The organism is Enterobacter sp. R-25, from assembly GCF_049913205.1.
Lineage (GTDB): Bacteria > Pseudomonadota > Gammaproteobacteria > Enterobacterales > Enterobacteriaceae > Enterobacter > Enterobacter ludwigii.
The window spans coordinates 1593506-1609467 of sequence record NZ_CP183982.1 but is presented as its reverse complement, the minus strand read 5'-3'; the positions used below and the strand labels follow the sequence as shown (position 1 = coordinate 1609467).

The 15962-nt window shown below is 54.0% G+C and carries 10 protein-coding genes; 4 read left to right on the top strand and 6 right to left on the bottom strand.

From position 1 onward, the window contains the following. The first annotated feature begins 195 nt into the window (after window positions 1-195). From pncB to aspC, 4 genes are all read left to right on the top strand, one after another. Entirely contained in the window at window positions 196-1398 is a 1203-nt protein-coding gene (pncB, locus tag ACN9MQ_RS07560; RefSeq protein WP_426021271.1) for a nicotinate phosphoribosyltransferase, read from the top strand. Window positions 1399-1567: 169 nt separating this feature from the next. Next, window positions 1568-2968 carry an asparagine--tRNA ligase gene (gene asnS / locus ACN9MQ_RS07555; protein ID WP_032677806.1) on the top strand — a complete coding sequence of 467 codons (1401 nt, stop codon included), beginning with the start codon at window positions 1568-1570 and terminating at the stop codon, window positions 2966-2968. A gap of 605 nt (window positions 2969-3573) precedes the next feature. After that, complete coding sequence (locus ACN9MQ_RS07550) at window positions 3574-4680, top strand: porin (protein WP_050736580.1); 1107 nt, start codon at window positions 3574-3576, stop codon at window positions 4678-4680. Between the two features lie 185 nt (window positions 4681-4865). Next, on the top strand, window positions 4866-6056 hold the full coding sequence (gene aspC, locus ACN9MQ_RS07545) for an aspartate transaminase (RefSeq protein ID WP_020884809.1): 1191 nt from the start codon (window positions 4866-4868) through the stop codon (window positions 6054-6056). Between the two features lie 50 nt (window positions 6057-6106). Here the strand turns inward: aspC and ACN9MQ_RS07540 are convergent, their stop codons facing one another. The 6 genes from ACN9MQ_RS07540 to mukF all read right to left on the bottom strand — a co-directional run bounded on the left by ACN9MQ_RS07540 (window position 6107) and on the right by mukF (window position 15961). After that, window positions 6107-6754, bottom strand: coding sequence for an MBL fold metallo-hydrolase (locus tag ACN9MQ_RS07540; RefSeq protein ID WP_020884810.1), 648 nt, complete (start codon window positions 6752-6754; stop codon window positions 6107-6109). 20 nt (window positions 6755-6774) lie between these two features. Further along, on the bottom strand, window positions 6775-7326 hold the full coding sequence (locus ACN9MQ_RS07535) for a YcbK family protein (RefSeq protein ID WP_014169403.1): 552 nt from the start codon (window positions 7324-7326) through the stop codon (window positions 6775-6777). Window positions 7327-7502: 176 nt separating this feature from the next. After that, on the bottom strand, window positions 7503-9326 hold the full coding sequence (gene ldtD, locus ACN9MQ_RS07530; RefSeq protein ID WP_049022596.1) for a L,D-transpeptidase: 1824 nt from the start codon (window positions 9324-9326) through the stop codon (window positions 7503-7505). A gap of 176 nt (window positions 9327-9502) precedes the next feature. Beyond that, on the bottom strand, window positions 9503-13954 hold the full coding sequence (mukB, locus tag ACN9MQ_RS07525; RefSeq protein WP_014169401.1) for a chromosome partition protein MukB: 4452 nt from the start codon (window positions 13952-13954) through the stop codon (window positions 9503-9505). Next, on the bottom strand, window positions 13954-14658 hold the full coding sequence (mukE, locus tag ACN9MQ_RS07520) for a chromosome partition protein MukE (RefSeq protein ID WP_014169400.1): 705 nt from the start codon (window positions 14656-14658) through the stop codon (window positions 13954-13956). Before mukE ends, mukB begins: the two co-directional genes overlap by 1 nt. After that, window positions 14639-15961, bottom strand: coding sequence for a chromosome partition protein MukF (gene mukF, locus ACN9MQ_RS07515; RefSeq protein ID WP_014169399.1), 1323 nt, complete (start codon window positions 15959-15961; stop codon window positions 14639-14641). Before mukF ends, mukE begins: the two co-directional genes overlap by 20 nt. Window position 15962: the final 1 nt, after the last annotated feature.

The window sequence follows — 15962 nt, the reverse complement described above, 5'->3', positions numbered from 1 at the left end:
GCGCTATGCAGAATGTTCATCTTTTCAGGTACAAACACCTTTTTCGCTACATTTGTATAACACGGGGCACAAAATGCCCTCGACCATAAAGAGCGCTTATGTTGTGATCGGGGTTCAATAAATCACTAAACAAGGTATACTCCGGAGTTGTTTATTGTACTAAACGCTCCTGTGAGAGGATGCTACTGCGCACCTATGACTCAATTCGCTTCTCCTGTTCTGCATACATTGCTGGATACCGACGCGTATAAACTGCATATGCAGCAAGCCGTTTTCCACCATTACTATGACGTCCATGTCGCGGCGGAATTCCGCTGCCGTGGTGACGACTTGCTCGGTATCTACGCAGACTCCATTCGTGAACAGGTCGATGCTATGCAGCATCTGACGCTGCAGGACGACGAATATCAGTGGCTCTCTGGCCTGCCCTTCTTTAAAGCTGACTACCTGAACTGGCTGCGCGATTTCCGCTATAAGCCGGAGCAGGTGACCGTGGTCAATGATAACGGCAAGCTGGATATTCGTCTTGAAGGCCCGTGGCGTGAAGTGATCATGTGGGAAGTTCCGCTTCTCGCGGTGATCAGTGAACTGGCCCACCGCTACCGTTCGCCGGAAACCGGTGTTGAGCAGGCGGTCGCGTCGCTGGAAAATAAACTGGCCGCATTCTCAACGCTGACCGAAGGGCTGGATATGTCCTGCTTCCGCCTGATGGATTTTGGCACGCGTCGCCGTTTCTCTCGCGAAGTGCAGCAGGCTATTGTGAAGCGTCTGCAGCAGGAGCCGTGGTTCGTGGGCACCAGCAACTACGATCTGGCACGTCGTCTGGATCTGACCCCAATGGGTACCCAGGCGCATGAGTGGTTCCAGGCGCATCAGCAGATAAGCCCGGACCTGGCAAACAGCCAGCGTGCCGCACTGGCCGCGTGGCTGGAAGAGTATCCCAATCAACTGGGCATCGCGCTTACCGACTGTATTACGATGGACGCGTTCCTGCGTGATTTTGGCCCTGAATTTGCCGAACGTTATCAGGGATTACGCCATGATTCCGGGGATCCGGTTGAATGGGGTGAAAAGGCCATTGCCCATTACGAAAAACTGGGCATTGACCCAATGAGCAAGGTGCTGGTCTTCTCTGATAACCTCGATCTGGCGAAAGCGGTCGATCTCTATCGTCATTTCACCTCCAGAATTAACCTGAGCTTTGGGATTGGCACCCGCCTGACCTGCGACATCCCTCAGGTAAAACCTCTGAACATCGTGATAAAACTGGTGGAATGTAACGGTAAGCCGGTAGCGAAGCTCTCCGATAGCCCCGGTAAAACCATCTGCCATGACAAAGCCTTTGTGCGCGCATTACGCAAAGCATTCGATCTGCCGCAGATCAAAAAAGCCAGTTAACCGCTTTCGGGAGCCTTTCAGGCTCCCCTCTCCTCAATTTATTTCTTAATTCTTCTCTTTTGACTGCGAAATCTGCTTGTCTGATGGCGGATGCCAGGTAACATAGATATCCCCCCCAGTAAGGGTGGACAAGTGTTTATTTTTTCCGACTATTAACAGAGAGAATATTATGAGCGTTGTGCCTGTAGCCGACGTACTCCAGGGCCGTGTCGCCGTTGACCAAGAAGTCACCGTGCGCGGATGGGTGCGTACTCGCCGAGATTCTAAAGCTGGCATCTCCTTCCTTGCCGTCTATGACGGTTCCTGCTTTGATCCTGTACAGGCCGTCATTAATAATTCTCTGCCCAATTACAATGATGACGTTCTGCGCCTGACAACGGGTTGTTCCGTTATCGTAACCGGTGTTGTTGTGGCATCACCTGGTCAGGGTCAGAGTTTCGAAATTCAGGCCTCAGCCATTGAAGTCACTGGCTGGGTTGAAGATCCCGACACCTACCCAATGGCGGCAAAACGTCACAGCATCGAATACCTGCGTGAAGTGGCGCACCTGCGTCCACGCACCAACCTGATTGGTGCGGTTGCCCGCGTGCGTCATACGCTGGCGCAGGCGCTGCATCGTTTCTTCGATGAGCAGGGTTATTTCTGGGTGTCTACCCCACTGATCACCGCGTCCGATACGGAAGGCGCGGGTGAAATGTTCCGCGTCTCTACGCTGGACATGGAAAACCTGCCGCGTACCCCAGAAGGTAAAGTGGACTATGACAAAGACTTCTTCGGTAAAGAGGCCTTCCTGACGGTTTCTGGTCAGCTCAACGGTGAAACTTACGCCTGCGCGCTGTCCAAAATCTACACCTTTGGTCCTACCTTCCGTGCAGAAAACTCCAACACCAGCCGTCACCTGGCGGAATTCTGGATGCTGGAGCCTGAAGTGGCGTTCGCAGATCTGGATGATGTCGCGGGTCTGGCAGAAGCGATGCTCAAATATGTCTTCAAAGCGGTGCTGGAAGAGCGTCCTGACGACATGAAATTCTTCGCAGAACGTGTCGACAGCGATGCAGTCGCACGTCTGGAGCGTTTCGTCTCGGCAGATTTCGCGCAGGTGGACTACACCGACGCGGTGGCCATCCTCGAGAAATGCGGTGAGAAGTTTGAGAACCCGGTTTACTGGGGCGTCGACCTGGCGTCTGAGCACGAGCGTTACCTGGCTGAGAAGCACTTCAAAGCACCGGTTGTGGTGAAAAACTACCCGAAAGACATTAAGGCCTTCTATATGCGCCTTAACGAAGACGGTAAAACCGTTGCGGCGATGGACGTTCTGGCACCGGGCATTGGTGAAATCATCGGTGGTTCTCAGCGTGAAGAGCGTCTTGACGTACTGGACGCACGCATGGAAGAGATGGGCCTTAATCCTGCGGATTACAGCTGGTATCGCGATTTACGCCGTTACGGTACCGTCCCGCATGCCGGTTTTGGTCTGGGCTTTGAGCGCCTGATCGCCTATGTCACCGGTGTTCAGAACGTCCGTGACGTTATTCCATTCCCACGCACACCGCGTAACGCCAGTTTCTAATCGACTGAATAACAAATGGCCAGCAATTGCTGGCCATTATTTTATTCTGCATTGTCAGTTTTCGTCAGCGCAAAGTCAGCATTTTTAAACCACAAACCCGTTACAGCCACTACCTGTTACGTTTTGTTTCCACGAAACATCTGCGCACAAAAAATAAACCCTATTCTTATTGCGCTTATTGCAATCTGAAGCAATAGCACAAAATTCAACCAGCTTTACAGCCATCCAGAAGTCTCTTTCGGGTCATAAGAAAAAATGAGCCGTTTGGCTTCTGTTTATACGAATTGCCTTTATCTAAATTAATTATAAGCTTTTCATATAGATATCAAAGCATCTGCCGTTTAATTCGCCAGTGGACGCTGAAATTTGAGGTGGTTCACAAAGTTCCGGAAAATACACATTTGGTTACACATGATTTCTTTTTGTAACTTAATCTTGAGAATTGTAGCACTTTCAGGCTAGCGAAACGGTTCTATGAATGGAAAGATGCCTGTCAGATACATAAAGACACCTAACTCTCATCAATAGTTCCGGAAATATTTATTGACAGAATTTATTGACGGCAGTGGCGAGTGTCATAAAAAAACCAATGAGGGTAATAAATAATGATGAAGCGCAATATTCTGGCAGTGGTAATCCCTGCCCTGCTGGTAGCCGGTGCAGCTAACGCTGCAGAAATCTATAACAAGAACGGCAACAAACTGGACTTCTACGGGAAAGTTAACGCCGAGCACGATTTCGTGACCTCTGGCGATAACACGAATAACAACGACGCTACCTACGCGCAGATCGGTTTCAAAGGTGAAACTCAGATCAACGACCAACTGACCGGTTATGGCCAGTGGGAATACCGTTTCATGGCTAACCAGGCTGAGAACACTGCTCAGGCGAACAAAAACCGTCTGGCTTTCGCGGGCCTGAAAGCGGGTGACGCTGGCAGCATCGACTATGGTCGTAACTACGGTATCGTGTATGACGTTGAGTCATACACCGATATGGCGCCGTCCTTCTCAGGTATGACCTGGGGCGGTAACTACGTTGATAACTTTATGACCAGCCGTGGCACTGGCCTGCTGACCTACCGTAACAGCGATTTCTTCGGTCTGGTTGACGGTCTGAGCATGGGCGTACAGTACCAGGGTAAAAACGACCGTGCTGACGTTAAAACCTCTAACGGTGACGGCGTAGGTTACTCCCTGGGTTACGACTTCGGCGAAGGCTTCGGTGCGATCGCATCTTACAGCAACGCTAACCGTACTCTGAACCAGAAGGCTGATGGTCAGGGTGACAAAGCTGAAGCATGGGGTGTTGGTCTGAAATACGACGCTAACAACCTGTACCTGGCAACCACCTATGCAGAAACCCGTAACACCACCCGTACCGGTTCTAGCGGTGATGCTGGTTTTGCTAACAAAACTCAGAACTTCGAAGTGGTTGCTCAGTACCAGTTCGACTTCGGCCTGCGTCCAGCCATCTCCTACGTGCAGACCAAAGGTAAAGACCTGGCTGCCGTCGGCGGCTTCAGCGGTGGCGATGCAGACCTGGCTAAATTCATCCAGGTGGGTACCACTTACTACTTCAACAAAAACTTCAACGTGTGGGCTGACTACTACATCAACCTGCTGGACAAAGACACCGACTACGCGAAAGCGGTTGGCGGTCTGAACGGCAACGACGATATGGCAGCTGTGGGTGTGACCTACCAGTTCTAATCAGTACACCACTTTGTTATATGCTTAATGAACAGGGCTTCGGCCCTGTTTTTTTTATGTCTGATAGCAAAAAATGGCGACTTTTGAAAAGCCGCACGCTTTTTGTCGCAAACGGTTGGCATTTTGTAAATCTACCGTTAACCTGATAGCGGATTTCACTTCTGTAATCACAATGGAACTTCGTCATGTTTGAGAACATTACCGCCGCTCCTGCCGACCCTATTCTGGGCCTGGCCGATCTGTTTCGTGCCGACGACCGCCCAGGTAAAATCAACCTGGGTATTGGTGTATATAAAGATGAAACCGGCAAAACCCCGGTGCTGACCAGCGTTAAAAAAGCTGAGCAGTATCTGCTGGAAAATGAAACCACCAAAAATTACCTCGGTATTGATGGTATCCCTGAATTTGGTCGTTGCACTCAGGAACTGCTGTTCGGCAAAGGCAGTGCAATTGTGAGCGACAAGCGTGCGCGTACAGCACAGACCCCTGGCGGTACCGGCGCGCTGCGCGTCGCGGCGGATTTCCTTGCGAAAAACACCTCTGTTAAGCGTGTCTGGGTGAGCAACCCAAGCTGGCCAAACCACAAGAGCGTATTCAACTCTGCAGGCCTGGAAGTACGCGAATATGCTTACTACGACGCAGCTAACCACTCTCTGGACTTCGACGGTCTGCTGGCCAGCCTGAACGAGGCTCAGGCGGGTGATGTGGTGCTGTTCCACGGCTGCTGCCACAACCCAACCGGTATTGATCCAACGCTTGAACAGTGGGAACAGCTGGCGAAGCTCTCCGTAGAAAAAGGCTGGCTGCCGCTGTTTGACTTTGCATACCAGGGCTTCGCCCGTGGTCTGGAAGAAGATGCGGAAGGCCTGCGCGCTTTTGCTGCCGTGCATCAGGAACTGATCGTGGCAAGCTCTTACTCCAAGAACTTCGGTCTGTACAATGAGCGTGTCGGTGCCTGTACGCTGGTTGCGGCGAACACTGAAACCGTTGATCGTGCATTCAGCCAGATGAAATCCGTGATCCGCGCTAACTACTCTAACCCGCCTGCACACGGTGCCTCTGTCGTTGCGACTATCCTGAGCAACGATGCACTGCGCGCTATCTGGGAACAAGAGCTGAACGATATGCGTCAGCGTATTCAGCGCATGCGTCTGCTGTTTGTGAACACCCTTGCGGAGAAAGGCGCTGACCGTGACTTCAGCTTTATTATTAAGCAGAACGGTATGTTCTCTTTCAGCGGCCTGACCAAAGAACAGGTTCTGCGTCTGCGTGAAGAGTTTGGCGTCTACGCCGTGGCGTCTGGCCGCGTCAACGTTGCAGGCATGACCCCAGACAATATGGCGCCGCTGTGCGAAGCCATCGTCGCCGTGCTGTAAATTGCCCCCATAAAAAAAGCCTGCATAATGCAGGCTTTTTTTTATTCTGGTTACCAGACAGGCATTTCGTCCTGAAGGAACGGGTTATGGAGTCGTTCATAACCCAGCGTCGACATCGGACCGTGTCCAGGGATAAACGTCACATCATCGCCCAGCGGCAACAACTTCTGTTTAATCGACTGAATCAGCTGTCCGTGGTCGCCACGTGGAAAATCGCTGCGTCCTACGCCACCTTTGAAAATCACATCGCCGGAAATCAGCAGACGGGACTGGTCATCAAAGAAGACAATATGGCCTGGCGTATGCCCAGGACAATGCAACACCTGTAAAGTCACATTCCCTACGTTAACGCGCTCTCCTTCATTTAGCCAGCGATCGGGCGTCAGGGGCAGACACTCATCAAGGCCAAACATGCGGCTCTGGGCTGGTAAACCCTGCAGCCAGAACTCATCTTCTTTTTCCGGACCGATCACAGGCACACCGAAGTGCTGTGCGAGCTCCGCCGCCGCACCAACATGATCAAGATGACCATGCGTCAGTAAAATCTGCATCAGCGTGACACCGCTATCAGCGACTTCCTGCTTGATTTTCTCAGCGTCACCGCCGGGATCGACAAGCGCGGCCAGTTTGGTTTGCTCACACCAGATTAATGAACAATTCTGGGAGAATGCAGTAACCGGAATAATGCGATAGTTCATACTGCTCCTGTGTTTCGTTATTACCAGTGCCGGACCGGACCGGTATCAATATGCACAAAGTTGCTACTTGGGTAATATCCTACACCACCTGCGCGCATAGATAACGCAGCTTTGCGAATATTGGCTAACGAAACGCCTTCAATATGGAAATCCATTGCCTGTCCCTTCGTGTGATAGCTTTTTTTCGCTACCCCACGACTGTGGGCGCGCAGTTCATTATTGGTATCAACAGAGCGATAACCAGAAATAAGCTGCACTGGCTTGCTGGTACCCAGCAGGCCCTGAAGGCGGAATAACTGATCAAACAATCCTGGGTCGATGGCTTTTATTTTATTCGCGCGGAAATCACGGAAAAAATGGTTAAGTCTTGCTAATTCATCCTGAATATAGCCTCTGCCATCGAAGAACTCCGCTTTTAACGACTCACCGGTGTGGAGATTGTTGAGCGTTAAAACTCGCGGACGAGGTGTCGAGAGGGTGGCAAATGCTGGCGTCGGCAAGATGGCCGCTGCGCCGAGCGCAACACCACCTAACGCCAGCAGTTTGCGGCGATTAGCGTCAAATTTGTCCATGATAATCAGGTCTACAGGTCAATGTTTATCGTAAATATGCTTAGCGCACGAAGGGCACCTTAACTGGCAAAGCCGACTACGTCAAGGCACCCAATCCCAGTAAATACGCGGCCTCCAGCCATATAGCCCCGTATTCACCATTACTTACGACAACCTATTTTCCCGAACTGCTTCATTTACCTGATTAATTGTTCAGCTTTTGGCAAAATTTGTGCGCCGGATCGCGCCGTGAGATCATAATTGTAAATATCTGTACGATACTGCGTCCGCCCGTCCTCACCCACAAACGCCGTCAGATAATAAAGATTGACCGGAATATTATGGCGAATATTAACGTAACGCGTATCTCCCTGCTTCAGGGCGTCAGAGATGCGCGTATCGTTCCAGCCTGCATCCTGCAACAGCATATTAGCCAGCTCCGAGGCTTTATTGACACGCACACAGCCTGAACTCAGCGCGCGGGTATCTTTCTGGAACAGATTGTGGTTCGGCGTATCGTGCAGATAGATAGCATCTGAACTCGGCATATTGAACTTGTAGCGTCCGAGCGAGTTATGTGCACCGGGTGCCTGCTGGAACCGGAATGGCAGATTAGACGCGGTAATGGTTGACCAGTCGACCATATAGGGGTCTATCGCCTCTTTGCTGTTCCAGCCGCGCATCACCGTATAGCCATGGCGTTCCAGGTAACCCGGATCGTTCCAGACCTTGGGCAGAATGTCTTTACGTGCCAGCGTCGGCGGTACGTTCCACGGCGGGTTAACCACCACGTTGTTCAGCGCACTGCTCATCATCGGCGTTTTGCGATCGGGACGTCCCACAATCACGCGTGACGCCAGCACTTCACTGCCGTTCTGGTAATAGACCAGCGAATACGCCGGAATATTCACCATGATGCCGGTAGAGAGAGTCCCTGGCAGCAAGCGTAAACGCTGGATATTGAGCGCCAGCACCCCTGCCCGCTGCGCAGGTGAGACGTTCAGCCAGTCGCGCGTTGACTGGCCAATCACGCCATCAGCACCCAGCCCCTGAGCAGCCTGAAACTGCTTAACCGCTGCAACCAGCTCCCGATCGTAGGCCGCGGGCTTATCACTCAGAACGGCGGCTTTTTTCTCTTTCACCGGGGCTGACGGGCTGACAACGACGCTTTGCGCATCGTCACCCGGCAGGGCAATTTTAGGCCCGCTATCCAGAATACCGGAGCGTTTGAGGATCTCACGCAGGGCAGGCACATCGCTGCTCCACTGTCCAGGACGCAGCGTCGCGGTACCACGCATCTGCGGCCATGGACGTGAATCCCCGACCAGTTCCAGAAGCGACTGATGCATGGTCGCGTATTGCGGATGTGCCGGCGCGAGGCTCGCAATAAAGCGCGGCAGATCGCCACTATCCAGTGCCAGTTGCCACTGGTTAATTACCGACAGGGCCGGAGTCGCCAGCTTGTAAGGCTTATCGCTGTACAACCAACGGTTACCATTGACCGGAATACCGGCCACAAACTGGAGATACCCCATCATGGCATCGGAAAGCACCACGTCCCGCGCCTGCCCGGTGACAGCAGGATCGGTTAAGAGCTCAACCCATTTTGTGAACTGCGGCTGGAACCCTGCAATGGCGACTTCTGCCAGCTGTTGCTGGAAGGCGCGCACCGCATCACGGTTTTCCCACATGGGTTTCATGTCACGCGCCGCATAGAGCAGCGTGAGCTGACTGGTATAGACAGGCGTGTAGCCTGCTGGCAGCCCAGACAGCAACTGCTGGCGAAGCGATACCGCGTCGATGCCTTCTGGCAACGGTTTAATACCGGCCATGATGGCCGTCGCAGGAGACTGCTCCAGCGGTTGAGACAGCGACGTTGGCTGTGTGCCAGTCGTTGCTGTGCTGTCAGTCGGCACAATTTCAGGCTCGTCGGCCTGAGCGGTTAACAGTGGAGCAAACGTCACTGCCAGGCATAAACTTAGCGCAGACAGCTGACGACCACATTTTTTCTTTAGCAACATCCCTTGCCCCCTGTTTTCACGACATGCCCATCACGTTGGGGCTTTCTTTTATTATAGGGTGACGGCAAACCTGTTGCCTTACCTTATGTAAAGAAGTTTAAAGATAACGCAGCCTTAAACACAAGTTAAGCGAAAAAAAAGCGGCGCTAGTGCGCCGCTCACGGTTGGAAAACGCCTCAGGACGCGTCTGCCGTTGTTTCCGGTAAGGATTCTGGCGGCTGTGGGGCAAAACCGCGTAACCCGACCACGTGAACGTGTTCGGTATTCTGGAATACCTTACGCACCAGTTTATACGTGGTGCCTTTCTCAGGACTGATGTTCTCCGGCGCTGCGATAATGAGCTGCATATCAAGACGCTCACAGAGTTCAAACAGCGTGGCAATTGAGCGGGCGTCAAGACGCGCCGCTTCATCCAGGAACAGCAGTCGACATGGGGAGATATCTTTGCCGCGCAGACGACGTGCTTCATCTTCCCAGCTCTGGACCACCATCACCAGAATCGACATCCCGGTACCGATAGCTTCACCGGTAGAGAGTGCACCGGACTCCGCACGGAGCCAGCCGTCTGAACCACGGTTAACCTCCACTTCCATTTCCAGGTAGTTACGGTAATCCAGGAGCTCTTCACCAATGGTTTGCGGCGTGCGTTGCCCCATGTCAATCTGCGGATTAAGGCGTTGATACAGTTTCGCCAGCGCTTCGGAGAAGGTCAGACGGTTGCTGTTAAACAGATCCTGATGCTGTTCGTGCTGTTCAGACAACACTTCCAGCAGCGTCGAGTGCGCTTCACGCACGTTCACGTTCAGACGCACGCTGTTTACCTGACCAAACGATACGCTCTGCAAGCCCTGGTTCAGCTGGCGTATTCGGTTCTGCTCGCGCTGGATGGTTTTACGGATGATATTCGCCACGCTGCGGGAACTGATAGCCAGTTTCTGCTCGCGGGAGGTCAGCTCTTCCGTCAGGCGGCCCAGTTCGATTTCCATCTGCTCAATGGCTTCGACCGGATCGTCGGTACGAATGATGTCCTGACGAATACGCTCACGCAGGTGCTGATAAACGGCTACGAAGAACTGGATCTTACGCTCAGGGCGTTTCGGATCTTCGGACATACGCAGCACATCGCGCAAGTGTTCGTTATCCGCCACCGCCAGACGCAAGGCACCCAGCGCCTTATCCGACATAGAGCGCAGTTCATCCGCAGAGAGATAGGCCAGCTCGCGACGATGCAGACGGCGTTCAACGTTATTGTCTTTCACCATCCGCATGACGGCGCACCAGCCCGCCTTCGCGGTCACGACCTGCTCACGCATTTCGTGATAATCACGCTCCAGCTTGCGCAGGCGACGAGTCAGGTTATCCATTTCCGCTTCACAGAAGGTCAGCGCTTTTTCCAGCTGATTACGACGTGCGCGGTTATTACTGAGCTGCGCATGCAGTTCATCACGGCGGATACGCGCCCGCTCTTCTGCTCCGCTGTCAGCACGGACGCCAATGTCCTGCAACTCTTTCTGAAGATCGTTTAACAGCTCTTTCTTGGTGTCGAAGGAGCTTTTCAGCGAGGCCAGGACCTGATTGTACTGGTTCAGCTGTGCCGAGTGGCTACGCATCGCGTCACGGGCGCGAGTACGTTCCGCTTCAGCCTGTTCAAGGCGCTGACGCAGCTTCTCATTGAGATCGCTGTTACCGCTCAGCATCTCCGCGGAATCGGAGTAGCCGAAGTGAGCCCGGCGCTGCACCACTTCCGTCAGGGCAAACGCCTGCTGGCGCGCTTCGCGCTGCACCTGCTGCGACCAGGCGTAATCTTCTTTTAACTGCTCGAACTGCTCCGGATCGCTCTGCAACACGGAGACCATTGGTTCGAGCTTCGCCAGCTGATTACCGTACTGCTGAACAAAACGTGCCGCTTCCTGAGCTTCATCCAGACGTTCCTGAATCTCATCCACGCGGTCAGCCAGCGTGTCATCTGCCAGCAGATTCAGGCGAGGCAGGATGCGGTTAAGGGCCGCAACGCCCTCTTTCGCCTGTTCGAACTGAACGCGGCTTTGCTGGTTGTCATTTTCATGGTTTGAGATCGCACGCTCAAGCTCGCCGCGACGAGTGTTGAGCTTGCGAATTTCGGCTTCCGGGTCAGCTTCAAACGCCACGCCCAGATGGCTGCCGATAAAGCGGCTGAACGCCTGATGAAGACGCTGGGTTTTCTGCACGTCAAACGACAGGGTCGCAAAACGTTCAGACAGCGTCTCACGCTCGGCGTGCAGACTTTCAATCCGGTTTTCACGCGCTGCGCGACCAAACAGCGGAAGCTCAGGGAAGCGAGAATAACGCCACTGACGATCGGCGATTTTGACGACAACCGCTTTTTCCAGCTCATCGACGCTGAATACGCTGTCATCGAACGACTGCGGGTCCCCTTCGATTAAATAGAGGTCTTCCGGGCAATCTTCCAGCCCTGCCAGCTGGTCAGCAATCAGCGACAGATCCGGGACCACAATCGCGTTACGTGATGGGCCATACAGGGCTGAGAAGTACGGCGCATCGTCCAGACCGACATCGTCATAGATTTCGGACAACAGCACGCCGCCAAAACGTTCAGCCAGGGCGTTCAGACGTGAATCTTCCGAACCACCAGGCTGGCTTAAGCGCTCAATCTCTTCATCGATCTCACGTTTACGGGCGCCGACTTCATCGCGCTCAACAATCGCCTCGCGCTCGCGCTCCAGCAATTGTTGCAGATATTCGGTCACGTCCTGGCTGGACTCAAACTGTTCGCCGCACTGTTCACTGAGCTGGTTCAGGCTGCTTTGGGCAGCCAGCCAGACTGGTGCACGCTGCAGCAGCACCTTAGAACGGGACTGCAGCTGTTCCATCTCCTGGCGCAGCGTCATGCGCTGTTCACTGGCGTTGGATACAGAATCGGAAAGCGCAGCAATACGCGCTTCGAGCTCCTGATGCAGAGCTTCAAGATCGTCGAAATCGTAATTTTTGCCCTGGCGCTTACAGAACTCCGCCAGCATACGCTCGGCTTCCTGCTGTTCGCGAAGACGCTGTTCCAGCTCGTTCAGGCGCATACGCAGCGGCTGAACCTGCTCGGCCAGATGGCGCTGGTTCACACCGTCGCGCAGCAGTTCACGGGCAACTTCCCACGCTTCGTTACGCGCAAGCGGGCCGTTAATTGCCACAACCAGCTGGTACGCTTGCTCAAACTGACTGTGCGCCGTTTGCGCGACGCTCATCTTCTGTTCAAGCGAGAGCAGTTTCTCGGTCGCTTCCTGCTCTTTGGCCTGGAAGGTATCCAGCCACTGGTCAGCGCTTTCCGGGGTGAGGTCAGGCAGATGACACAGCTCTTTTGCACGCTGTAACGCCTGAAGTGCCTGGGTATACTGAATTGCACGCGTCTGCTGCACGTCCAGCGCCTGCTGGTAATCGGCCAGCTGATTTTTCAGCTCATCCACTTCCAGCTCGGCGGCCTCAGCACGTGCTTCGTTCTCTTCCTGCATGTCGGCAGCTTCCGCCACCACTTCATTTTGCTCTTCGAGACGAATTTGCAGCTCATCGAGATCCGCTTCGTAGCGCTCGATCTTCTCCTGCTGACGCAGGGCGGTCTGCACCAGGTTCAGGTGATCGCTGGCAGCCTGGTAATCGGCTTCCAGATCGCCTTCGGCACCGTTGTGCTCGCCCAGTTCACGCGCCATTTCGACGTGCTTATACTGCTCAGCCACCAGCTGTTTACGGGAGGTAAACAGCTCGCGGCGGTACTCTAACGCCTGATCGAGATGGACACGACGTTCATTGGCGTGACGCATATAGTCCGCCGCCACGTAGTTGGTGGCCTCGCTAATCAGGTGCTTAAACAGGTCACGGTCAGACTGCGTCACGCGAATGGCTTCGAGCGTCATGCGGTTTTCACGCAGCGCGGCTTCCATATCCTGGAAGGCCTTACGCACGCCGCTGTTTTCCGGCAACAGGTAGTCGCGCAGGGAGCGGGTAATGGCGCTGGAGATACCACCGTACAGCGATGCTTCGATCAAACGGTAGTATTTGCTACGGTCAGACGCGCTGCGCAGACGACGCGCCACAACGCCCAGATCGAACATCAGGGAGTGGTAATCCGTAATGGAGTTGAACTGCTTGAACTGCACGCCTTCGATGGTTTCGAGCTTATCTTTCAGCTCCTGCAGCGTCAGCACGCGCGCCTGGCGCTCATTCAGGGTTTCCGTCAGCAGCGCTGTGGGCTGCATGGAGGTTGGCAGACCCTGGATGGCAAACGGTTTAATGTCCACTTTACGGTCACGGCCTGCGACCTGCTGCAGACGTACCCCCACCACCACACGCTGATGTCGGGAGTTAATCACGTCCAGAACCGAATAACAGACGCCTGCTTTGAGCTTACCGTGCAGGCCTTTATCGCGAGAGCCGCTGGTCGCCCCCGCTTCGGTGGTGTTACGGAAATGGAGCAGCGTCAGATCGGGGATCAGTGCCGTAACAAACGCCGCCATGGTGGTGGATTTACCCGCACCGTTACCACCGGAGAGCGTCGTAACCAGCTCATCCAGATCGAACGTCCGGGCAAAGAAGCCGTTCCAGTTAATCAGCGTTAGTGAGCGAAATTTACCGCGTTCAATCATTACTCTTCCTCCCCGCTATCCGGCAGATTCTCTTCATGCTCATCGTCGAGCTGCAAATGGTTTTCCACCGGCATCGCTTCACCGTCGCGGATCATGCGAAGCTGCGCTTCACGCGCATCGTCGCCCGCACGCACATCGGCGCCGAAGCGGAAGACAGATTCCGTGATGCGGAATTTGCTGCTGTCATGGCCCATAAACCAGACCATGCCCAGACGACGCAGACGGTTAAGGGAAGAGCGAACTTTTTCCTGCAATTTCTGGCGGTCAAGATCCGAGCCGGTGGAGCGGTTGTTCACCAGCTTAAGCAGCTTGCTCTCATCCGCCAGCGCCAGCAGCTCGTCGTAAAGCTCCTGCTGGGTGAAGATGCCTTCATTTGCCAGACGCTCCGGGCTGAGATAGAGGTAGCAAAGAATTTTGCCGACCATCATATCCAGCTCAGAGAGCACGGAACGCGGAATCAGGGTTGTGGAACGTGGACGCAGGTAGAAAAACCCTTCCGGTGCGCGGATAAGCTCCACGTTATAGCGGGCGTAAAACTCCTCCAGGTACTCCTGGAAGTCCATCAAAAAGGCGTGATTGTCCAGCTCGTCTAAGCCAATGTGACGACCGGCACGCAGTTGGCTGTCCAGCGCCGGAAACAACGGATTCGCCAGCGCCTGTGCCAGCTTAACTGGCATCACTTGTTCAATATTTGTCAATGACATGCGCCTGTACCTTGGCTCCGTAATCGTTAATCGGCTGCCACTTCGGCGGCAGCCCGGTGAAATCTGCTTGCGCGACGCCCAGACGCACGGCCTGGTCTACCACGATGCGGGCGATGTCGAAGTGGCGTGCGCGAGGATATTGCGCCAGATAGTCGCGCACCACGAGCCCAAGATCCAGCGGCACTTGTCTGGTTTTGTAGACAGCGAGCTGTTCTTCGATCATCGCCGCAAGTTGCTCACGAATTTCGTTGAACTCTTCATATTCCAGATCCGGTGGCAGTTCACCGGTCACTTCTTCATCGCGCAGGGCCATCTCTTCGTCGCGCATATCCAGCAGACGATCGGCACTGGCGTAAGTCAGCGCCCATGGCGCATCGAAATAGGTCTGTACCGACTGGCGCAGACGCTGAGCAAAGACGCGGTTTTTATCCATATCGATCGCGGTACGGATAAATTTATGCACGTGACGGTCATAACCGATCCACAGGTCAATCGACTGCTGACCCCAGCTGATAATACGATCGAGTTTGCTCTGCAGATCGAACACCAGACGGTCAATAAAATGCAGATCGTCATGGGCCATGGTCGCATCCTGGATGCGCAGGAGGTTCGCCTGAAGCTTATCCCCTGCCGCTTCCAGCGTATCCTGCAGTTCACGCAGCGTACCCGAGGTTTCCGACAGCAACATTTCACAGCTGGAGATGGCCGCACGCCAGTCTTTATTCAGCAACTGCGCGATATCGTCTTTTACCTGTTGCTGCTGTTCATCCATCAGACGCTGGGTCAGATCGATGCTGTCGAAAATCTCTGCCACCGAATATTTCAGCGGCGCATAGACGTTACGGTGCCAGTGGAATTCGTCACCGTTTTCATCCGCTGCATCGGCGGCGCGCTTAAGTTCACCCGCCACAATCGAGAGCTGCATGGAAAGACGCAGCGTGGAAAATTCACGCTGGCGGATGTAGTAATCGGTGATGCCGATACCCAGTGGCGTCAGACGATAGATGGCGTTTCCTTCCGCCTGCTCGCTGGTAAAGCGGTTCAGCAGACGTTGACGCACCATATCGTTGATTGCGTTGTTGGCACGCACGCTAATGGTTTCGCTGGTTTGCTCAAACGCATCACTGACATGGCGGAACGCATCCACCAGTTCACCCTCGCTCATTTCACCATCCAGCCGTTCGCCGTTCAGCGTGGCAACCGCCAGCAGGAAGGAGAGTCTGTCTACCGGCAGCGAGATGGAGAAATCGTTTTTCCTGGCCCAGGCAACCAGTTCGGGGACTGTCTGGGAAAATTCACTCATA